The organism is Devosia sp. Z11_6 (assembly GCF_058133665.1).
Map to the genome: position 1 here is coordinate 1 of NZ_JBYUNQ010000010.1, position 21,871 is coordinate 21,871.

General features: G+C 61.3%; 20 protein-coding genes. 10 read left to right on the plus strand and 10 right to left on the minus strand.

Annotated features, from left to right (window positions below):
• Window positions 1–265: 265 nt before the first annotated feature.
• From AC3YMN_RS18790 to AC3YMN_RS18835, 10 genes are all read right to left on the minus strand, one after another.
• Window positions 266–529 carry a phosphotransferase gene (locus tag AC3YMN_RS18790; RefSeq protein WP_489891272.1) on the minus strand — a complete coding sequence of 88 codons (264 nt, stop codon included), beginning with the start codon at window positions 527–529 and terminating at the stop codon, window positions 266–268.
• 30 nt (window positions 530–559) lie between these two features.
• On the minus strand, window positions 560–1,036 hold the full coding sequence (locus tag AC3YMN_RS18795; RefSeq protein ID WP_489891215.1) for a protein kinase family protein: 477 nt from the start codon (window positions 1,034–1,036) through the stop codon (window positions 560–562).
• A gap of 272 nt (window positions 1,037–1,308) precedes the next feature.
• On the minus strand, window positions 1,309–1,620 hold the full coding sequence (locus tag AC3YMN_RS18800; RefSeq protein ID WP_127753251.1) for a type II toxin-antitoxin system RelE/ParE family toxin: 312 nt from the start codon (window positions 1,618–1,620) through the stop codon (window positions 1,309–1,311).
• Window positions 1,621–1,624: 4 nt separating this feature from the next.
• Window positions 1,625–1,888 carry a ribbon-helix-helix domain-containing protein gene (locus AC3YMN_RS18805; RefSeq protein WP_127753252.1) on the minus strand — a complete coding sequence of 88 codons (264 nt, stop codon included), beginning with the start codon at window positions 1,886–1,888 and terminating at the stop codon, window positions 1,625–1,627.
• A 452-nt stretch (window positions 1,889–2,340) separates the two neighbouring features.
• Complete coding sequence (locus tag AC3YMN_RS18810) at window positions 2,341–4,263, minus strand: ABC transporter substrate-binding protein (protein WP_489891216.1); 1,923 nt, start codon at window positions 4,261–4,263, stop codon at window positions 2,341–2,343.
• Window positions 4,264–4,276: 13 nt separating this feature from the next.
• Window positions 4,277–5,179, minus strand: coding sequence for an ABC transporter ATP-binding protein (locus AC3YMN_RS18815; RefSeq protein WP_127754385.1), 903 nt, complete (start codon window positions 5,177–5,179; stop codon window positions 4,277–4,279).
• Window positions 5,176–6,000 (minus strand): ABC transporter ATP-binding protein, encoded by an 825-nt coding sequence (locus AC3YMN_RS18820; RefSeq protein WP_489891217.1) that lies wholly within the window; start codon window positions 5,998–6,000, stop codon window positions 5,176–5,178. The genes AC3YMN_RS18815 and AC3YMN_RS18820 overlap by 4 nt, the downstream gene beginning before the upstream one ends.
• Window positions 5,997–6,836, minus strand: coding sequence for an ABC transporter permease (locus AC3YMN_RS18825; protein WP_489891218.1), 840 nt, complete (start codon window positions 6,834–6,836; stop codon window positions 5,997–5,999). The genes AC3YMN_RS18820 and AC3YMN_RS18825 overlap by 4 nt, the downstream gene beginning before the upstream one ends.
• Before the next feature lie 4 nt (window positions 6,837–6,840).
• Entirely contained in the window at window positions 6,841–7,839 is a 999-nt protein-coding gene (locus AC3YMN_RS18830; protein ID WP_489891219.1) for an ABC transporter permease, read from the minus strand.
• Between the two features lie 3 nt (window positions 7,840–7,842).
• Entirely contained in the window at window positions 7,843–8,958 is a 1,116-nt protein-coding gene (locus tag AC3YMN_RS18835; protein WP_489891220.1) for a glycoside hydrolase family 172 protein, read from the minus strand.
• Between the two features lie 335 nt (window positions 8,959–9,293).
• Between AC3YMN_RS18835 and AC3YMN_RS18840 the strand changes: the two genes are divergently transcribed.
• From AC3YMN_RS18840 to AC3YMN_RS18885, 10 genes are all read left to right on the plus strand, one after another.
• A complete protein-coding gene (locus AC3YMN_RS18840; protein WP_489891221.1) occupies window positions 9,294–10,298 on the plus strand; it encodes a LacI family DNA-binding transcriptional regulator in 1,005 nt (334 codons plus the stop codon).
• Between the two features lie 546 nt (window positions 10,299–10,844).
• Complete coding sequence (locus tag AC3YMN_RS18845; protein WP_489891222.1) at window positions 10,845–12,509, plus strand: ABC transporter substrate-binding protein; 1,665 nt, start codon at window positions 10,845–10,847, stop codon at window positions 12,507–12,509.
• 3 nt (window positions 12,510–12,512) lie between these two features.
• Entirely contained in the window at window positions 12,513–13,529 is a 1,017-nt protein-coding gene (locus AC3YMN_RS18850) for an ABC transporter ATP-binding protein (protein WP_489891223.1), read from the plus strand.
• Window positions 13,526–14,386, plus strand: a complete 861-nt coding sequence (locus AC3YMN_RS18855; protein ID WP_489891224.1) for an ATP-binding cassette domain-containing protein — start codon at window positions 13,526–13,528, stop codon at window positions 14,384–14,386. The genes AC3YMN_RS18850 and AC3YMN_RS18855 overlap by 4 nt, the downstream gene beginning before the upstream one ends.
• A complete protein-coding gene (locus AC3YMN_RS18860) occupies window positions 14,386–15,408 on the plus strand; it encodes an ABC transporter permease (RefSeq protein ID WP_489891225.1) in 1,023 nt (340 codons plus the stop codon). The genes AC3YMN_RS18855 and AC3YMN_RS18860 overlap by 1 nt, the downstream gene beginning before the upstream one ends.
• The gene (locus AC3YMN_RS18865) at window positions 15,405–16,298 is read left to right on the plus strand and encodes an ABC transporter permease (RefSeq protein ID WP_489891226.1); all 894 of its coding nucleotides are present in this window, start codon (window positions 15,405–15,407) and stop codon (window positions 16,296–16,298) included. Before AC3YMN_RS18860 ends, AC3YMN_RS18865 begins: the two co-directional genes overlap by 4 nt.
• A gap of 31 nt (window positions 16,299–16,329) precedes the next feature.
• Window positions 16,330–17,781: an amidase gene (locus AC3YMN_RS18870; RefSeq protein WP_489891227.1), complete on the plus strand. Its 1,452-nt coding sequence runs from the start codon at window positions 16,330–16,332 to the stop codon at window positions 17,779–17,781.
• 34 nt (window positions 17,782–17,815) lie between these two features.
• Entirely contained in the window at window positions 17,816–19,282 is a 1,467-nt protein-coding gene (locus tag AC3YMN_RS18875; RefSeq protein WP_489891228.1) for an amidase, read from the plus strand.
• A gap of 66 nt (window positions 19,283–19,348) precedes the next feature.
• On the plus strand, window positions 19,349–20,674 hold the full coding sequence (locus tag AC3YMN_RS18880) for an amidase (protein WP_489891229.1): 1,326 nt from the start codon (window positions 19,349–19,351) through the stop codon (window positions 20,672–20,674).
• Window positions 20,675–20,736: 62 nt separating this feature from the next.
• Window positions 20,737–21,699 carry a LacI family DNA-binding transcriptional regulator gene (locus AC3YMN_RS18885; protein ID WP_489891230.1) on the plus strand — a complete coding sequence of 321 codons (963 nt, stop codon included), beginning with the start codon at window positions 20,737–20,739 and terminating at the stop codon, window positions 21,697–21,699.
• Window positions 21,700–21,871 lie beyond the last annotated feature (172 nt).

Genomic DNA, 21,871 nt, shown 5'->3' on the forward strand with positions numbered 1-21,871 from the left:
GGAAATCTAACATTCACCGCCTTCGCCGGCCCCTATGAGAGCAGTCGGCGAAGCGCCCCATTTCGGCCGTTCAACCTGCCCGATCCAAATCCTAATAGCAGCCTATCCTCTTCGGCACTCCGGGACGGCTTCCCTGGGGCGGTTTTCTGCCAGTCTGCAAATGGGTGATGCTCAGACTAAGCGGACAACACCCGCCGGCACCACGACCGGACGGCGGGATCGTCGTGCGCAAAGCACCAGCAACTGGCTATCCATCGCTTGGCACTCAGATAGTCGCTATCCAAGCCCTTGGACCTAAGCCATTCGAGAGCCAAGCCTCTGTCATCTTCGGATGCCAACGGAGAAAGTTCGTGGTCGAGATAAGCGACTGCCGACCAAACATCGAGACGCCTGTCCGCCATCCTGGATGAGGGCCGAAGTCGATTATGGCGCTGACACTGCCCCCTTCCACCAACACGTTGTCAGGGAAGATATCGAAGTGCACCAAGGAAGGGGTCGAGCAGTCCGGCATTTCTCCGGGCTCCACCATGACAAGTTCGGCCAAAGGCCCACCGACGAGCTAGACGCTGCGCAACTTGTCAATGAGGTACTCGCTGTAGGTGGTGGAACGAATGCCGGGCGGCGCAAAAATATCGCCCCAGAAGGGCATGTGGATTTGGATGTCGCCTATCGATGCCGCTGCGTCCAAATAGCTGCAAATCAGGCGATCGCGAGATCGACCTTGAGTAGTCTTCAAGGTCTCGGTCAGCGTTATGCCGGTCAGCCTTTCCTCGATCACCGCCACGCGCCCGCCGACGTTGAAGATGTCGATCACTTTGGGTGTTCTGAAGGCTGCCGCCGTGTGCGCAGCGGAAATCTTCTGCAAGAGTTCTGCACGCGTCCGCTGAGCGCCTGCTTGCCCGCCGGGCCGCACCAATCTCAGAACTCGATCACCGCCGATGTCGAACACCCGCGCTTCGCTACCCTCACCGATAAGAGGAACGCCTCCCCATCTGAGGTGCGACAGCACTTGTTCGTCGGACCACTGGTTCTGCATCGGTGAGCTTTCCCACTGCAAGGAGGCTGCAACAGGTGGGTCTCGGAGCTGCGTGGTCAATCGTTACGTGTGGAGTGGCCGCTTCCTTGCTCACCCCTAAGATCTACAACCAGGTGGCATTCTCCGCGGGACGTGGCCCCGGACGGCAGGCGGACCTCTCAACGACCACTTATGAAAAGTGGTGGAGGGGATGGGCCTACCGTCGAACCTTCTCCACCAGCGGAACCCGCCGACGGCCCGTGCAAGCACTGTGGGCGTGGGCGCCTGCCGTCTCAGTCGCGAAAATCTTCCTTGAACCTGTCGATCTGGTGCATGCGCTCATGCAGAATCGCGACGATACCGATATCGCCGTCGGACAGTCGGCGCCAATAAACGAAGTGGTGCTCGTACCGGAAGAAGAACCCTTCGACGCCGAACTCTGCCGGGATGGGCTTTGAGGCGACGCCATGCGCCTCGATCCGTTCGAACGCTTGGAACATGCCGGTAATGTAGCGATCGGCCTGAACCTCGCCCCATCGGTCGCGCGTATAGCGGTAGATGTCATCGAGGCGGAGTGATGCCGCCTCCTGAACCCGGATCGCCATCCTCTCAGGCCCGGTTGCGAGCGATGACTTCGGCCGCTGTCAGCTGCCCGTAGCTGGTCTCGGGCGCGGCGAATGCGCGGGTCAGCTCGGCCTTCAGCCGGTCGAAAGCCTCCTGCTCGGCCCGCTCCTTGTCTCGCCGGATCAGGTCACGGACATATTCGCTGATGTTCTCGTAGGAGCCGTTCTCGCCGACATTGGCCGCGACGAAATCGCTGAGCGCACCGCTCAGACGTACGGTCATGGTCGTCGTGGTCGTAGTGCGGGACATGGAAGGCTCCTCATGCTTGGCGTGTATTCAATATAACCAAAAAACACGACACATCAAGGAAGGCGGCGGCCCAGTTTAGGCTCCGCGCCGTGGCCGGACCCAGGCCACCTCAAATCTGGATTCGATAGTGAACTAACTTCCACCGTCGGCCGGCCGCGTAGCTACATCTGTTGTCAGACATGTCTGCTTTTCGGAATTTGCATAAGTCCATTTATCGGCTGGAATGGGGTCGTTAGCAGCGCCCTACCCCACTTCGTATTGGGGTGGAGAGCCGTCAGTCGGCTTTTGGTGGCTTTGGCAAGTTAGCAGACATTTGGCACGCCGAAGTCGTTTCGCCGACCAATCCCGGCCGAGCGGCGGGTTGGCAAGCCAGACCTTACTTCTGTATTAGCAGGTCCTTCGACGTTACGACCAGACAGGCGGAGGGGATTTCTGCCCCTCCGCCTTGCCGGTTACTGTGCCGCTGCCGGTTCCAGCTTGGCGGCGATGAACTTGAAGTTGCTCCACCACCACCATGGCCCCTCATAATAATTGTCGGCCGAAGGGTAATTGGTCCAGTAGGTCTCGTTGACCGGCACGAATTTGGACGTACCGAACAGCTCGATGCTCGGCATGCCTTGCACCAGTTCCTTGAGCATATCGGTGCTCAACCCCACGACGCGCTCGTCATTGGCCGGGACCGCCCGCAGTTCATCGATAAGGGCGCTCAGTTCCTCGTCGACATATCGGCCCTGGTTGGAAGACGCAGGCGTGCCGTTCTCGCGGACATAATCCTTGTGCCAGCCTTCCAGCCGCACGAACAGATCGGGCGTGATCGCACAAGACGAGCCCCAATAGGAGCCAACGTCGTAGTCGCCCGTGTTCTCGGCGGTAAAGAATGCACCCGACTGCATTTGCTGGACCTGCGTCGGGATGCCGAACTGCGTCCATTCATTGGCGACGGCAAAGGCGAGGCGCTGCGACTGCACCTCGAAATCGGCCGGAGCCAGGATGTTGATCGTCCACGGCGTGCCGTCCGGCTTGAGCCACTGCCCGCCAGTATTGGTGAAGCCGGCTTCGGTCAGCAGCTTTGTTGCCTGTTGGGGATCATGCTTCCACCACCCGACCCCGAGGAGTTCGCGCAAGGCGTCTGGATCTTCGGGAATGCTTTCGACCCCTTCCGACCTCAGCCGTTCGCCCAGGCGCACGGCATAGTCGGGATCGAAGGGCTTGTAGCCATCCTCCATGGTGAACTCGGCCAGCCACTGCGCCATCGGCTGATGATAGGTATCCATCAGCACCGTCGTGGGTGGAATGGCGAGTGGCGAAGCCCTCAGCATGCCCGAGAACGTTGCGATGCTGGCCTGCTCGGCATTGATGGCCAGCGCCAGCGCCCAACGTGTCTTGGGATTGTCGTAGGGGGCCTTGGAGGTATTGAAGTGCATCCCCCGCTCGCATGGATCGTCGAGATTGGCATAGGGGAAATCAGTAAACCAGGCCCGGACCGCCGGGTTCTGGTTGCGCAGGATGTCGAGGCTCTCGGGCGAGATGTCCGTTAGGATGTCGATGTCATTGGCGGCCATCGCCAAGACCCGTCGCTCTTCCGTGCCGTAGGAGCGGAACAGCACGAATTGAGGTTTGGGTTCGCCAATGATCTGGCCGATATCGGAGTTCTGCCAGTCACCCCGCTTTTCCCAAAGAAACCAGGTGCCGTTGGGGTCATAGTCCTTGAATTTGTAGGCACTGATGGAAACGGGCGGGAAATTGGCGAAGGTGGCCGGATCCTCGTTTTCCCAGATATGCTTGGGCACCACGTGGAAATTGTTGCCATAGATCACCGAGCCGAGCACCACCGCGAGGCGAGCTGTGGGCTTGGTGGTCGTCACCTCAACGGTATGATCATCCACCTTGGTCATCGAGGCGATCTGGGCCGCATAGGCGGCGCTATAAGCGAGGGCCGAGGTGTTGCGGATCATGTTGTCGGTGAAGATCACGTCATCGGCAGTGAATGGCTGGCCATCGCTCCAGGTCAGGCCCTGCCGCAAGGGAACGGTGAACACGGTGAAGTCTTCATTGGCGATCGGCATTTCGGCCGCCAGATCAGGGAACTGCGAACCCTTGGCCGTGTCGATATCGTAGAGCAAGGCGCCGGCCATCTGGTGGTAGCCATGGTTGATGGTCACGCCCTGCTGGTACATGTTCATATTGGTCGGATTGCCGACGCGGGCGTTTAGCATGTCTACCACGAGGGTCTGCTCGCGCGGGGTCCCCACATCGGTCATCTGCTGTGCCCATGCGGGCAGCGTCGTGCTGGTCAACATCGTGCCGCCAAGGGCCAAAACAAGCCCGAGGCTGAATAGGGTGGTTCTGGCGCCGGGGCGCAGGGAACTGGTCAACAAGATCTCCTCCTCATTTGGATGCTTGATGCGCGTTGGGGTGCACGAGTGCACCGGGCTTTCTGGTCTGCTCGGATCGATAGCGGGCATCGATGGCGGCCAGTTCGCTCCAGCGCTCATCAACGGTTGGAATGGCGGCCATCAGTTCGCGGGTATAATCCTGCGTTGGATGGTCGAGGATGTCGGTGGGCACGCCACTTTCGACCACGCGCCCCCGGTTCATGATCGAGACCTGATCGGACAGGTAGTAGGCGGTGGACAGGTCATGGGTGATGTAGATGAACGACACACCCTGCTCTTCCACGATCTGGCGGAACAGGTTGACGATGCTCATGCGCAGTGAGGCGTCCACCATGGACACCGGCTCGTCGGCAACGATCAGCTTGGGTCGCGGAATAAGCGCGCGCGCGACGCTGATGCGCTGCAGCTCTCCGCCCGAGAACTGACGGATATACTTGCCCCGAATGCGCTCCAGAGAGAGACCCACCGAGCGAAGCGCCCGGTCGCAGATTTCGCTGGCATTCCCCCTTTCCCCGGCGATTTTGAGGTTGATGGCCGTGCGCCGCAGATAGTCCTCGACAGGCAGGTAAGCGCTGAAGGCCTCAAAGGGGTTCTGGAAGATCGGCTGCACCAGGCGGCGGAATTCCAGGTCGTCCACCCGGTCCTGGTGTCGGCCGGTCAGGGGGCGCCCCATGAGCCGGATACTGCCCGAACTCGGCTCGACCAGCCGCAGGACCATGCGCGCCAGCGTCGTCTTGCCCGATCCCGATTCTCCGACCACGGAGAACACCTGGGGCGTCTCGGGCAAGCAAAACGAGACATTGTCCACCGCCGAAAAACGACTGCCCGAAAACAGGCCGCCCTTGCGATAGACGCGGCTCACGCCCTCCACTTCCAAGATAGGGACCCCGCTCATGCCAGGGCTCCCACGGGGTCGGCCGATCGCCTTCCATGCAGTCGCGGCAACGAGGCAATGAGGTTCTTGGTGTAGTCATGCTGGGGATTGGCAAAGACCTGGGCCGTCGGACCCTCTTCGACAATCTTGCCCTTGTACATGATCACCAATCGGTCGGTGATCTGGTAGTGCACGCCCATGTCATGGGACACGAGCACCAGCGTATTGCGCTGGCTGCGTTGGATTTCCACCATCATCAGCAGGATCTTTTTTTGCACCACCACGTCTAGAGCCGTGGTGGGCTCGTCGGCGAGGATCAGCTTGGGGTTCACAAAGGCGGCAATCGCCACCAGCACCCGCTGCCGCATGCCCCCGGACAACTGGTGCGGATAGGCATCGAGCACGCTTTCCTCAAGGCCGAACCCGCCGAGGAAATCAACGATCCGCTGGCGCAGTGCCGCGCGGCTTCCGTGCCGCTCGCGCTGGGGCAAGCCATCGATGACCTGCTTTTCGACCTTCATCAGCGGGTTGAGAACGCTCATCGAGCCTTGGGGAATATAGGTGATCTGGTCCCACCAAAGCTTTGCGAAATCGCTCGATTGCGCCTCGACGAGTTGGCTTGTCCTTGGGTCGGTGAACTTGCCCGAAACGGTGCCGCTCTGAATCCGTAACCCGGTGGAAAAATCACCATACACTGCCCGCATCAGCGTCGACTTGCCCGACCCGGACTCCCCGGCAATACCCAGGATTTCATTGCTGTTGATGGCAAGGCTCACCCCATCCACCGCGGTTATGAACCCGGCCGTGCCATAGCCGACGGTTACATTGTCGATGCTGATCATACGCTCATCCTCCGGGCAGATGATCTCATCGACAGGCCCGAGGACACGAGGAACAAACCGACGAACAGCAGGACGATGGACACCACCGGAGAGCCGACCCAGACATACTTGCCCGCCAGCAGCGCCTGGTAGTTGATGGCCCAGTAGATCATCGTTCCGAGCGTCGCCTGCTGCGCGCTCGACAGTCCGATCACGGCCACGGCGCTTTCCGTCGAAATGCCGACAAGGACGGTGTTGATGAAGTTGGCCGCCGACCATCCCGCGATATAGGGGAAGATGTGGCGCATCAGGATGCGAACACTTGATTCCCCGCTGAACCAGGCGACGTTGACGAACTCACGTTCGCGCATGGTCAGGGCCACGGCCCGGACCTGGCGCGCCGGATAGGGCCAGTTGAACAAGATCAGGATGAAGCCGATGATGGGCAGCGCCAGTTGGCCGCCGAACAACGCGGCCATCAGGATGAGGATGGGCAGGGTCGGGATGCACAGCAGCGCATCCATGAAGAACGACAACACCCGGTCGAGCCACCCGCCGGCATAGCCTGCAGCAAGGCCCAGAAACACGCCGATCAGCGTGGAGAATGCCGCAACAACAAGCCCCAGGATCAGGGAATTGCGCAAGGCATAGGTCAGGAGCCAGAACACGTCCTGCCCGAGGCTGGTCGTACCCAGCCAATGGGCGGCGCTGGGGTTCTGGTTTCGTGGCGCCGTATACCAGACCAGCGGGTCGGTCGGCGCGAACCAGGGCAGGATGCCGCCCAGCACTACGAACACCACGACAAGGAAGATGCCGAGATAAAGTCGAAACGGCGCATGGGTAAAAAAGCTGCGCATGGGTCTATCTGTGCCGAATTCGAGGGTCGATCAGCGGGTAGAGCAGGTCGATCACCATCGTGGCTGTCGCCACCGCAATGATGGAAAGACTGATCGTGCCCATGAGAAGGTTGAAGTCGCCCTGCAAGACGGCCGAGTAAATCAGCAGGCCCAGGCCCGGATAATCGAACAGGATCTCGGTGATGAGCGAGCCGTTGAACATCAGCCCGATCTGGAGGGCCAGAAAGGTGATCTGCGGCAATATTGCGTTGGGCAGCACGTAGCGACTCAGGATTCGGGCATCGCTGAGCCCCTTGAGGCGAGCGTAGCGGACAAACTCTTCCTCTCGCAGCGCCGTGGTCTGCGCCTTGACGCTGATCACCCACCAGCCGAACACCACGATCACGATGGACATGGCCGGCAGGAACGAATTCCAGACGATGCTAGCGATCAGGTCCCAGCTCCAGGGCGCACCCCGGATCGTGGTCGTCAGCGGGAAGATCTTCCACACATAAGAGAACAGGATCGAGAGCACGAGTGCCAGGATGTAATAGGGGATCGGGTAGAGGCAGATCGCAATCCCTTCCATCACCCGGGAGCTGTTGCTGGTTGGCCGCCAGCCCGAGAGCAGGCCGACGAAATTGCCGAGGATCCAGGCAATCAGCGTTGAGGTCAGCAACAGCCCGAAAGTCCAGGGCAAGGCGTTCCAGATCAGCTCCATCACCGGCGTCGGATACATCGAGAGCGAAGGGCCGAAATCGGCGGTGATGACGATGCGCTTGATGAACGCCCAATATTGCTCGAGCAGGGTCCCGTTGAGCCCGAACGTGTCCGAGAGCGACTGGCGCAGCATGTCTAACTGTGCCGCGTCCATATAGGCGCCCTGGGAAGCAACCTTAGCCAGCATGGCCTCCACCGGGTCGGTCGGTCCAAGCCGAGGCACAAAGAACAGCACGGTGAGCGCGAAGATGATCACCAGTGCGTACACCACGAGCCGTCCGGCGATGTAGCGAAGCAGGTTCATGGGTCAGATGACTTCAAGGTAATCGGCGGGCGCGAGTTCCGGGAACGGCGCCGTCGGCAGGGTCTGATACCAGAAGGCCACCGAGGCGATATCGTCTTGCAAGGGCAGGTAGCGCCGGTTCTTCTTCTCCGTCCGCCAGCCCAGCGCTTGAATGGTTACCCGCAAGTCCTGGTCGAACCGGATGGGATCGGGGATGTGCCAGCGATACATGCCGAAGCGTAACTGGCTTTGGTAAACCCCGTCGGGCCGCAGCACCTGCGGCAGCCCCGCATAGGGCGTGGTGAACTCGCGATAGGCGCTTTCCATGGTGTCATCCACCACGCCGCCATCGAAGTTGTAGGCGCCGCAGAAATAATCCTCGGTGCCTGTGCCGCAGATGGTCGGAAACTCCTGGTCACCGTCCATGAAGAACTTGATCTCGCCCTCGCCCCACCAACCTGAATTGTTGGTGCCCCAGGCCATATAGGTGCCGACATAGTGCCCCCTGCCCTGCACGCCATCGAGGATCGTGTAGTCCTGCATGAACGGCAGCGGGTTGGTGCGGCGGAACTGCGCATGGAAATAGGCAGCGTCTGGCGGCACCTCGGTCAGGGCATAGTTGATCTGATAATAGATGATGCCGTGCTCTGCAGGATCGCGGTTCTCGATAGTGATCCGGGCGCGCTGGCGGAACGGCATCTGCCAATAGCAATTGAAGGCCCGGCCCGGATTGACGCAAACAGCCAGCGAGGTCACCTGCGCAAATCGGTTCCAACCCGAGCAGAAGAAGTCCCCGATCGGCGACTCCACTGAGGGATGCTCCTGGTCGTCCCAGTAGATCCGCAGGATCAGGTCCCGCCAGCGCAGATGGGCCGTGGTCAGCCAGATCTGCTGGATGGCACCCGGGCCTTCGATGTCGGCGAGCACGCGGGTTTCACCCGGCTCGATGCGGATCGACGGCGAAACCTTCCAGCCCTGCCCCAGGCCGCGCGCGCAAACGGCACCCGTGCCCTCGGTTGCCATCCCGCCCTTGCCCTTTTCTCCGCTGAAGTTCTCCGGCGAGATCGAGCGGGTTTTAGCATCGGACAGCCGATACAAATTGCCGATATTAAGGTCCAGGCCGGAAAAGGGTGCGTTCATTGTTCTTGCCGAGGTAAAGGTCAAAATGAGGGCGAGCATCGTCCCGCAGGCGGACGGCGCATGAGCCCGGATCGAAGCTAAACGGCACGCACACCCTCGCCCCTGCCGGTTTGGCCGGGCGGCTCAGCGTGCGCATGCAGGCGCGCCTAGGCGCTTTCGAATTGGCGCATTCATGATTCTCCTCGCTGGCTGGGCACCGAACTGGCGTCGCTTTTGCCCTTTGCCGCCGGAGTTCTGGGCTCCGACGCCCAAACCGTAGCACCAAAAAATCGTTTTGCAAATGCATTCACAAACCGGTTTGCCAACGACGTTGCCGGGTGCTAGCGAATGGCTCCATGACAACCATTTCCAAGGTAGCCGAACGAGCGGGCGTGTCCCGCACCACGGTTTCGCATGTGCTCAATCATGCGGACCGCGTGTCCCCGCATCTGCGCGAACGGGTGATGCAGGCGGTCGCCGAACTCAATTACTTCCCCAACCCGCAGGCACAAAGCCTGCGCACCGGCCGCACCAATATGGTGGCCATGGTGATCCCTGACATTCGCAACCCGTTTTATCCCGAACTGGTCAAGTCGGTGCAGACCGATCTAGAAGCGGTTGGTCTGGACACCTTGATCTTCAACACCGACGTTCCGGGTGGCCACAGCCAGGAACACGTCTACGAATATCTCCGGCAGATCCGTAGCAAGCGGGTCGACGGGCTGATCATCGGTGATTTTGCGCTGCACGGCATGCACGACGCCTTGCTCAGCATCGACATTCCCACGGTGTTCATCGGCAAGCTGCCCAATCGGGCGGTCGACAGCGTGCGCGTCGATGATGAAGGAGCCTGCTACGAAATGGGATGCTATCTCGCAAAGCGGGGTCACCGCAAAGTTGCGCAGATTACCGGACCCAGTTTCTTCGCTGAAGCCATGGATCGCGCACGTGGCTTTCGAAAGGGCCTTATCGACAGCGGCGTTTCGCCCCAAGATGTTTGGGCATGGGAAGGCACCTTCCTTTCGCCATCAGGCACCGAAGGTGTCGACTGGCTGCTTAATAACCACAAGAAGGACATGCCCACTGCTCTATTCTTCGGCAACCACCTGATGGCGCTCGGCGGCATTGCTCGTCTTTTCGATCTGGGCGTACGCATCCCTCAAGATCTTTCAGTTGCCGTTTACGGGGATCAACCCCAGATGAATTATATCCGGCCGCGACTTACGCGGGCGGGCGTGCAGCCCGCAGAACAGGCGCATGTCGCCACAAGGATGCTGCTCGAGCGTCTTGATGGTTCTTACGTCGGCGGAGCCCGAAGCGAAGTTCTCAAGGGGGGCCTCTATCCAATGGACAGCGCCTGATAACGACACCCATCTACCGCAATAGGATCGGCAACTGCCAGGCTGGAAGGCGCCCATTCAGCCATTCAGGGGGGAGGCGACCACTTCCCGAAAGCGGCCGTTCCGAAATCCAGAAAGCCATGGCCGAGATGGGGTGGTTTGCAGACAGGCGGCTTTCGGGCTTCTGACCGCAAAAGCCGACATCAAGCGCGTGGCGCCACGGCCCATCTGACCCGTAACGCTTGTTGTTTATGCGTGTTCTTAAGGCGCTCTGTCTCATAATTTGCACACATTATAAGCAGGATCAGAAAGTGCACAAACAATGTTGCCACTGTGAAAGTGCTGTGCTTAAGTAACTGCAGGGAGGAGCGATCCAGGAGCTACAGATGGCCCGTCGCTTCCAAGAAACCGCCCATAAGCCGAGGCTCACGCGATGCGAGGCCCGGCGTTCAGCAGCCACTTTCGCCGGTTTTCTAGCCGTTTATGGTAACGCTGTCATAGTTCCTTTCTCGTTTCCCGTCTTGAAAATTTGCCGCTTTCCAACTTGCATCCCACCAAGGAACGTCCATGACCACTCCAATCAAACTCGGCAATGATAACGTTATCACTACGAACATCTCGCGCCGAAATTTCGTCGGTGGACTTGGCGCCGCGGCGTTCGTAGCCGGGCCGCTGGGCGGACTGGCCGCATCTTTGACGAGCACCGCCGCCTGGGCGCAGTCACCCGGAACACTGATCGTTGCCGTGGACCAGGATGCGTCCTCCCTTAAGCCAGATACGTGGGGTCCCGACCTCAACTGGCTCGCGGTGCGCGCCTGCTATGACACCCTCTGTGATTTCGACGTAATGGAGGGTGAGGACGGGCAACTCACCTATGACCCCAACAAGTTGGTCATGCGCCTCGCCGAGTCGATGACACTGAGCGAAGATAAGAAGACCGTGGTCTGGACAATCCGCGAGGGTATGGCGTTCGGCAGCGGTAATCCGATCAGCGCTGAGGCGATCGCCAAATCCTTCAAATGGTATCTGGACCGCAACGAAGTCGGCGGCGGCCAGGCCAAGGTCGATGGGCTGGCCGATGCGGCATCGGTCACCTTCGAGGGCAATACCGTTACTATGCAGCTAGTCGACACCGTTCCATGGGGCGCTAGCGCCAACTACATCACGTTGCTGGCGGTGGTGGACGCCGACGAGATCATGAGCCACGCCACCACCGAGGATCCGTTCGGTGTCGCCTGGCTTGAGCGCAACGCAACCCCCTCGGGTCCGTACAAGATCGAGAACTGGGTTCCCGGCCAGCAGATGGTGTTGACCTATCGGCCCGAATGGTGGGGCCCCAAGCCTTCCATCGAGCGCATCGTCTTCACCATGATCCCAGATGCCTCGGTGCGCTTCTCCCTGCTCAAGCGCGGCGAAGTCCATATTGCCACGGGCCTCGAGTTCAAGGATCTCGCCACCATTGCGCCCGACGACGAAAAGGTGGTCGTGGAGTCCTGGATTTCCAACGCCTGGGATTATTTGGGCCTCAATTGGAGCCTGCCCGAATTCCAGGACGTCAATGTGCGCAAGGCAATCGCCTCCGCCCTGCCGATCCAGGACATCATCGACACTGTTTATTACGGCTTTGCCGTGCAGGCTAAGACGCCTTTTGGTCAGAAGGTGGTCGGCGCCGATCCGTCCACCTGGCCGTATGAATACGATCTCGACAAGGCCAAGGAATACCTGGCGGCATCGGGGTATCCCAATGGCTTCTCCAGCACGCTGGCGGTGTCCAATGGCGACATTAACACCGAGCGTACGGCGCAGCTGATCGTCGAGGCGCTGTCCCAGATCGGCATTGAAGTAGCGATTCAGAAGCAGACCCCGGCGCAGTATTCGGACGCGCAGGTGGCCAAGACCCTGCCCATGGGCATGTCGGGCTTCCTCTCTTTCATTCCTGATGCCGGCTACCAGACGCTGTGGAACTTCTTCCCCGACAGCTATGCCAATTTCTTCGGCTATTCGGACCCAAAGCAGGAAGCGGTTGGCCGGGAGTTGCTCTACATGGATCCAAGCGATCCCAAGCGCACGGCGCTGCTCAAGCAGTTCCAGGAGATGATGGCTGCCAAGGTCTCCCATGTCTACACCACCTCGGCCAAGGCCGTGGTCGCCCATACGCGGAACGTAACCGGGTTCGCCTATTATCCCGACTACGACACTGTCATCCGCTTCGACAACCTGACCATGGTCTAGCGAATGGACGCGACCATCGAAACAATTCCGCTGGTCTCGGTTCAGGACCTGCGCGCCAGCCTTGGCAGGGATCCCGGTGCACCCGAGATCCTGCGGGGGGTCAGCCTCGACATCGGGCCAGGAGAAATCCTAGGCCTGGTGGGCGAGAGTGGCAGCGGCAAGACCATGACGGCCTTGTCCATGCTGCGCCTGCTGCCCTCGGCCGTGGAGATTACGTCCGGTGCGGTGAGCTTCGACGGTCGCGATATCCTCGATCTTAAGCCGGGCGAGATGCAAAAGGTGCGGGGCGGGCGGATCGCCATGATCTTCCAGGATCCTATCCGCCACCTCAATCCGGTGTTCACGGTCGGTGCGCAACTGGAAGCGGTGATCCGGGCGCATGCCGAGACTCGGCTCGCCGATGCCGAAGTGCGGCGCCGGGCGATCGACCTGCTCGACCAGGTCAAGATCGTCAATCCGGAAGCAAGGCTCAGCTCATACCCCCACCAGTTTTCAGGCGGCATGGCGCAACGCGTAATGATCGCACTGGCTCTGGCCGGATCACCCGATCTGCTTCTTGCGGACGAGCCGACTTCAGCGCTCGATGTCACAGTGCAGGCCGAAATCCTATTGCTGCTGCGCCGCATTGCCCGCGAGCGAGGCATGGCCATCCTGTTCATCTCGCACAATCTGGGCGCCGTCTGGCAGCTCTGCGACCGGGTCTGCGTCATGTATGCCGGTCAGGTTGTCGAGAACGCGCTGACGGACGTCATTGTGCGCTGGCCCAAGCATCCCTATACGCGGGCACTGATCATGGCATTGCCCCGCCTCGGCCAGGTCCGCACCCGCCTCGCGAACATTCCGGGGTCGATGCCGCCACTTTCGGAACTTCCCAGCGGCTGCAGCTTCCACCCGCGCTGTGCCTTTGCCCGCGGCAATTGCGCGACGATCGAGCCGGTGCTGCGCCCGGTCCATACTCGCCAGTTGGCCCGCTGCCACTACGCCGAAACCATACCGCCCATTGAGGAGACACCAGCATGATCGACCCCGTGGAGCCACGCCCGGACGGTGCTCCGCGCGTCCGCCCGGTTCTTGAGGTGCGCGGCGTCAGCAAGGTGTTCCGCTCTGGCGGCAGCTTCGGTAAGGCGCATCTGGTCCGTGCCGTCGACAACGTCTCGTTCGAGATCATGCCGGGCGAAGCCTTCGGGCTGATTGGCGAGTCCGGTTCCGGCAAGTCGACCCTAGGGCGCCTCTTGCTCCGCCTCGAAAAGCCGACCGACGGGCAGATCATGTTCGAGGGCTCCGACATCGCGCAGATGCCGCAGGTGCAGTTGCGCAAGCTTCGCGCCGGCATGCAGATGGTGTTCCAGGATCCCTTCAACGCCCTCAACCCGACCATGACGATCCGTCGGTCGCTTTCCGAGCCCCTGCGCATCCAGCGCAAGTTGAGCGGCAAGGCGCTTCAGGTCGAAATCGACCGCCTAATCTCGATCGTAGGCCTGTCGCCCTCGACTCAGGATCGTCTGCCGCGTGAATTTTCCGGCGGTCAGCGGCAGCGCATCTGCCTTGCGCGTGCACTGGCCTTGCAGCCGCGGCTAATCGTTCTGGACGAGCCGACCTCGGCTCTCGACGTGTCGGTGCAGGCGCAGATCATCAACCTGCTGGTCGATCTCAAGCAGGAACTCAACCTTACCTACATCTTCATTTCTCACGACCTCTCCGTCATCGGGCAAGTCTGCGATCGCATCGCGGTGATGAAGCGCGGCGAGCTCGTTGAGATCACCAGCCGCGACCAGTTCGTGACCGAGCCGGCGACCGAATATGCCCGGAGCCTCCGCGATGCGGTGCCCGAGATCGGCCGCCCGCTTCCCTCATCGTTTGCGGAGGAGGCTGTCTGATGGCCGTTCTCGCCTATACACTGCGCCGCCTGGCCTGGACCATTCCGACTCTGATCGGGGCCATGGTCGTCATCTTCTTTTTGACCCAGGCCGTGCCGGGCAATGCCGCCCTCGCGCGCGTCGGGCTTTCTGTTGATCCGGCGACCATCGCGGCGGTCAAGGCTTCGATGGGCCTCGACCAGCCGATGCTGGTGCAGTTCTGGATGTATGTGCAAAACATCCTTCAGGGCGACCTCGGCCATTCCTGGAAGACTGGAAACGCCGTGACCTTCGATTTGGCGCAGCGCATTCCGGCTACCATCGAGCTGGCGCTGATCACGCTCATAATCACCATTCCATTCGCTGTTGTCCTCGGTGTGATCGCCGCAACCTGGGCCGGCACCTGGATCGACAGGGCAATTCAGACCTATGCCCTCCTCGGCATGGGCATCCCGGTGTTCTGGCTGGCGATGATGAGCATCTTCCTGTTCTACTTCCTCCTCGGCTGGGCGCCGCCACCCTCTGGCCGCATCGGCATTCTCGATCTTGCCCCCCCCTATGTGACTGGCCTCTACACAGTCGACAGCCTGCTTGCCGGCAATCTCCAGCTTTTCGGTAGCGTTGTCTGGCGCCTGATGCTGCCGGTGCTGTGTCTGACGCTGGTCAGCGCGGCGCCGCTCGTGGTGATGATCTACAATGTCATGGGCGTGCAATTGCGCTCCGACCACATCCGCGCCGCCACCGCGGCGGGCATTCCCCGCAGCCAGGTGGTGGGCAAGTTCGCGCTCAAGAACATCATGATCCCAGTCCTCACCATGACGGCGCACTTGACGCGCCTGCTATTGGGCGGCGCGATCCTCGTTGAAACCGTGTTCGCCTGGCCCGGCATTGCCCGCTACGCCGTCGAGAGCATGCAGGTCGCCGATCTCGCCCCGCTCCAGGCGGTGGTGCTGATCATCACCGGCTTTACCCTCGCGGTGAACCTGTTTGTCGATATCGCCTATTTCTGGATCGATCCCCGCGTGAAGGTTGCTGCAGCATGACCCTCCTCGATGAACCCGCAACTCAGTCTGTCACTGCGCCTGTCGCACTGCCTGCCGCGCCCCGCCTACCTCACCGCCGCGCCCGCAAGAAGTGGCCGCTGAGCCTTGTGGTCGGCATCGCCATCATCGCCGCCTGGGCGCTGATCACCCTCCTCGTGCCGCCGCTGCTCGGCCGCAGCGCCACTGATGTGGTCTATGGCGCCAAGCTGCTGCCCCCCTCGATGGAATACCTTTTCGGCACCGATGCGCTTGGCCGTGACATCCTGGTGCGGGTGGCCGTGGGGTTTCGTTACGACATCATCGTGGCCATGAGCAGTGTGCTGCTGGCGACGGTGATGGGGCTGGTGCTGGGCGCCATTGCCGGCACGACGCATGAATGGATCGACAACCTGATCATGGGAGTCACCGACGTGATCTCTGCCTTTCCGAGCTTCGTCCTTGCCTTGGCCATGGCCGCCGCCTTTTCGCCGTCACCGGCCATCCTGATCCTCGCGATCGCGATCGTCTTCATGCCCTATTACGCCCGCACCACACGCGCCGTGATCATGACGGAAAAGGGCAAGCCCTATGCCGATGCAGCACGCGCCATGGGCTTCAGCGCGCCGCGCATCGTGTTCCTGCACCTGCTGCCCAACAGCGTTCCCTACATCATGACGCTGATCGCCACGGACGTTTCGGGCGCCATTATGGTGACCGCGGGCCTGAGTTTTCTGGGCTTCGGGGTGCAGCCACCCGATGCGGAATGGGGCCTGATGATCTCGGAAGGAAACAGCTTCATCATCAGCGGCGAGTGGTGGGTCTCCTTTTTCCCCGGCATTGCCGTGATGAGCCTGATCAGCGCTTTCCTGCTGATCGATCTGGGCATCCGCAGCAGGCAGCAAAGACACTAGCCACACGCTTCCCAAACCCTTCGGAACCGAGATGACCATATCCACTAACGACATCTGCTCCATGACGGGAGCAGAGCAGGCTGAACTCATCCGCACGAAACAGGCGTCGCCCGTAGAAGTGATCGAAGCCGTGCTCGATCGCATCGACAAACTCGACCCCTATCTCAACGCCTTTTGCACCCTCACCGACGACATGGCGCGAGCCGATGCCCGCCGCGCCGCGGACGCTGTGATGCGCGGCGACGACCTCGGCCCGCTGCATGGCGTGCCGATCTCGATCAAGGACCTCATTTGCACCAAGGGCATCCGCACCATGTCCGGGTCGAAGGCCTACGAGACCTTTATCCCCGACGAAGACGATATAGTGGTCGAAAAGGTTAGGGCCGCTGGCGCCGTAATGCTGGGCAAGACCAATGTTGCCGAGCTTGGCTATGGCCTTGTCGGCTGGAACATGGTGGCGCCAGTCACCAACAATCCCTGGGACCTTAGCAAGTCCTCGGGCGGCTCCAGCGCCGGCAGTGCCGCTGCCGTTGCATCAGGCATGGGTTCCCTCACTTTTGGCAGCGATGGCGGTGGTTCGATCCGCTGCCCCGCCGGCCACAACAGCCTTTTCGGCATGAAGGCGTCCTTTGGCCGCGTGCCGCTTTATCCTGGCTGCCGAGACGAGCGCTATCCCGGTGTTTCGAGCTGGGAAACCATCGAACATATCGGCCCCTTGACCCGCACGGTCGGAGACTCGGCGCTGCTGCTCTCCGTAGTGGTCGGCCCGGACATGCGCGACAGACATTCGCTGCCCGCACCCGACTTCGACTGGATGAAGGTCATCAAGCAAGAGTTCAAGGGCAAGTGCATCGCCTATAGCCCGGACCTGGGCGGCGGTATCGTCGACAGCGAAATCGTAGAACTGACGCGCGCCGCGGCGAAGGTGTTCGCCGATGAGTTCGATTGCGAAGTGGTCGAGGACAGCCCCAGGCTCCCGGATGTCGGGCCGGCATTCTGGGCCGTGATCATGCGCGACAGCGATCTCGTGGGCCTCCGCCAGTTCCTCGACGACGGCCTGCTGCAAATCCCGCATCTGGTCGATAATCTTCGCCATCCGTGGACGGCCGAGGAGTTCTCAGAGGCCAACAAGGTCCGCCAGGCCACGGTCAACGCCATGTGGCGCTTCATGAGCAATTACGACTTCTTGCTGACGCCGACCAATGCCCATGTTCCGATTCCGCACGGCCAGTACATGCCACATGAACTCAACGGCGCGCCAGTCAGTCCCGAGCAGATGCCCGTCTTTACCGGCATCTTCAACTGGACCGGCCAGCCGGCCGCCAGCATTCCGGCCGGCTTCACCAAGGCCGGCTTGCCGGTCGGGCTGCAGATCGTGGGGCGCCATCTCGACGATGCCGGCGTCATGCGCGCTTCGGCCGCCTTCGAGACCGCGCGTCCTTGGAAACACATCTGGCCGCACATCGTGGCCAAAGCCGCCTGATCCGACCCTTCCAACCACTTCAAGAGAGGCCACCATGAGCCAGGTAAAATCCGATATCTGCAGCATGTCCGGCGCCGAACAGGCCGAACTGATCCGCACCAAGCAAGCGTCGCCCATCGAAGTCACCGAAGCCGTGCTCGACCGCATCGCCCAGCTCGAACCGACACTTCATGCCTTTTGCACCCTCACCGAAGACATTGCCCGCGAGGATGCAAGGCGGGCCGAAGAGGCGGTGATGCGCGGCGACGCGCTTGGGCCGCTCCACGGCGTGCCGATCTCGATCAAGGACCTCATCTGCACCAAGGGCATCCGCACCATGTCCGGCTCGCGGGCCTATGAAAACTTCATCCCCGAAGAGGACGACATCGTCGTTGAGCGCTCCAAGGGGGCCGGCGCGGTGATGCTGGGCAAGACCAATGTCGCCGAACTGGGTTATGGCGGCGTCGGCTGGAACATGGTTGCGCCGGTCACCAGCAATCCCTGGGACCTGAGCAAGAGCTCTGGTGGCTCCAGTGCTGGCAGCGCTGCGGCCGTCGCGAGCGGCATGGGTTCGCTGACCTTTGGCAGCGATGGCGGCGGCTCAGTGCGCGGCCCCTCGAGCCTCAACCACCTCTTCGGCATGAAGGCGTCGTTCGGCCGCGTGCCGCTCTATCCCGGTTGCCGCGACGAGCGCTATCCGGGCGTATCGAGCTGGGAAACCATCGAGCATATCGGCCCGATGACCCGCACCGTGGAAGACTCCGCGCTGCTCCTGTCCGTAGTCGTCGGACCCGACATGCGCGACCGGCATTCGCTGCCGGCAGCGGATTTCGACTGGATGAAGGTCATCAAGGAAGACTTCAAGGGAAAGAAGATCGCCTTCAGCCCCGATTTCGGCTTCGAGCAGGTCGACAACGAGACCAAGGAAATCACGGCCAAGGCGGCAAAGGTTTTCGCCGACGAGCTGGGCTGCGAAGTGGTCGAGGATTCGCCCAAGCTACCTGACCTGGGCGAGTCGTTCTGGGCCATCGTGATGCGCGACAGCGACCTCGTCGGCATGCGCGAGTTCCTCGACAAGGGCCTCCTGCAGATCCCACACCTGGTCGAAGGCTTGCAGCGCAAATGGACCGCCGAGGATTTCTCCGAGGCAAACAAGGTGCGCCAGGCAGCGGTCAATGTGATGTGGCGCTTCATGCAGAATTACGACCTGCTGTTGACGCCGACCACCACGGCGCCGGCCTTCGATCACGGCGGCTATGGTCCCAAGGAAATCAACGGCCAGCCCGCAGACCGCTACAAGCAGCCGCCATTCACCTCGATCTTCAACTGGACCGGCCAGCCCGCCGCCAGCGTCCCTGCCGGTTTCACCAGAGCGGGCCTGCCTGTTGGCATGCAGATCGTGGGCCGCCATCTGGACGATGCTATGGTGATGCGCGCCTCCGCAGCCTTCGAACGAGCCGCGCCCTGGAAGCATATCTGGCCCAAGATCGTCACCGACCTGACCGCTGCCCGCGCTGCCTGATTTCACCATTGCCGAGCGCCGCTCTTTAGCGGCGCTCCCTTTCCAAATGCCAGAAGGTTCTTGCCGATGGATTTTTACCGCGCTTCGCTGCCCGAAATCGCCACTGCCCTGCGTTCGGGTTCGCTCAATTTGATCGACTACATCACCGAAGTGATCCGCCGCATCGAAACGACGGACAACCAGTTGCGCGCGCTCTTGCCCGAACCCAATCGGCGCCAGCGCCTGCTTGCCGATGCAAAGGCGCTCCTGGCCCGCTATCCAGATCCCGCCAACCGGCCGCCGCTCTTCGGCATCCCGGTCGGCGTCAAGGACCTGCTCCATGTCGAGGGCTTTGAAACCCGCGCCGGCTCCTATCTGCCCCCTGAAGCGCTGGCGGGGCCCGAGGGCACGCTGGTCAAGCGCATCAAGGCACTAGGCGGGCTGGTGCTGGGCAAGACCGAGACCGACGAATTTGCCAATAGCGAGCCGCCGGTAACCCGCAACCCCCGCAATCTCAAACATTCTCCCGGCGGCAGTTCCGCCGGCTCGGCGGCTGCCGCAGCGGTTGGCATCTCGCCCATCCACATCGGCACCCAGACCTTCCGCTCCATCATCGGCCCCGCCGCCTTTTGCGGCGTTTACGGCTACAAGCCTAGCTGGAACACCATTCCTTCGGACGGGGTAGTCTACATGGCCGATACCGTCGACACGCTCGGCTTTCTGGCGCAGGACCTTCCCAGCATCATCATGGCTTCGCAATTGCTTGCCGAGGTCACCCTGACCCCCGACATCGCCCGCCCGGTCCTGGGCTTTCCGGTCGACGTCAAGAATGCCGCTCTCGACCCCGATGCTGCCATCGCCCTCGACCGACAACTGGCCGCTCTGGAGGCGGCCGGCTTCACCGTGAGACGCGTTCCCACCTTTTCGGGCGCCTATCTTGCCGAAGTGGGCCGCCAGATCAGCGTTCTGCTGCCCTATGAGATGGCGCGGTTCCATGCCCCGTTCTTCGAGGCCAATCGGCACCTTTACCGCCAGCGCACCCTCGACAGTCTTGAGGTCGGCAACACCATTTCGGATGCACAATATGCCGAATCCCGGGCCTTCCAGGCGCAACACCGCCGCAACATCGAAGCCCTGATGGACGAGGCGGGAATCGATCTCTGGATGCTGCCCGGCAGCAATGGCGCCGCGCCTGAAAATTACCACGTCACCGGCTGGGTCGAAATGACCGGCAGTTGGTCCCTTGCGGGCCTCGGCAGCGTCTGCCTGCCTGCCGGCTTTGCCGATAACGGCCTGCCGCTTGGCTTGCAGTTCATTCCCCGCTATGGACGCGATGCGGATCTGCTGGCCTGGATGGAGCATCTTGCGCCGGTGTTTTCCGAAGAGTTGCGAAAGCTGCAGCCGGCAGCCTGAGGGAGCGGGCCATTACCCAAAAGACCCCGACGACATCCAGACCAACGGTTCGGGTGGAGGATGTGGCGCGCGAAGCCGGGGTTTCCCCGATCACCGTGTCGCGCACCCTCAATACGCCCGATCTGGTGCGCGAAGAAACGCGTGAGCGCGTCAATGAGGCGGTGGCACGTACTGGCTATGTGGTAAACTCCATCGCCTCGACCCTGCGCTCGGGCCGGTCGAAAATCATCACCATCTTTGTCGCCAGCCTCCAGAACCCGCACCTGTCCGCTGAAGCCCAGGGCATAATCGATGCATTCCAAGGCAGCCGCTATCGTCTGATGTTCGCCCAGACTGGCTGGCGCGGCGAACTGACGGCTGACCTGATCGATTCCGTGCTGCCCTTCCGCCCAGCAGGCATGGTGCTTGCCGGCGTCGAGGGCGATGTTTCCACGCGCCGCGCGCTGATGAACCTGCAGGTTCCGATCGTCGAAATGGGCGAGCGCACGCATGCGGTCGATATGTTGGTGCAGTTTTCTTCCTTCGAGGCGGGCCGCCTCATGGGAGAGCATTTTGGCCGGCGTGGCTTTAAGCGGGTAGCCTTTTGCGGCCATACCTTGGGCCACGGCGAGCGGCGCCTGCACGGGTTTGAGAATGCCCTAAAGGCGTACGGGGTAGCGGCCGCCGTCGTAGTCCCCATAGAGGGCAATCAATCTGTTTCCGATGGTGTGGCATCGGTTGACCGCGTGTTGTTACAGCTTCCGGATTGCCAAGCGATATTCTACGGTTCTGATCTGCTCGCGATGGGTGCACTTATCGAGGCGCGGCGTCGGGGTCTTGCCGTTCCGAGCGACTTGGCGATCGGCGGTTATGGCGATCTCGATTTTGCATGCCACCTAGATCCGCCGTTGACCACCATAAAGATCTCCGACTACGACCTGGGCCGTCTAGCCGGCGAACGGCTGCTAGCCCGCCTTGAGGGTCAGCCATTGTACTCGCAGATCTTCACCTTGCCGATCGACATAGCTATCCGAAGCAGTACCTAAGCCCCGACGGGAGCTTGGGTGGCCGCCAACGCTCGTTGATGGTTAGGTGTGGATACCGGACTAGAGTCTCAACGCCATGTCGTTTGCCACGGCTAACTTGGTCGAGTGGCAGCTTTCAGCAATCTGCAGGCTTACGCGCAAGGGCGGCAATGGGTCGGTTGTTGCCGGGCGG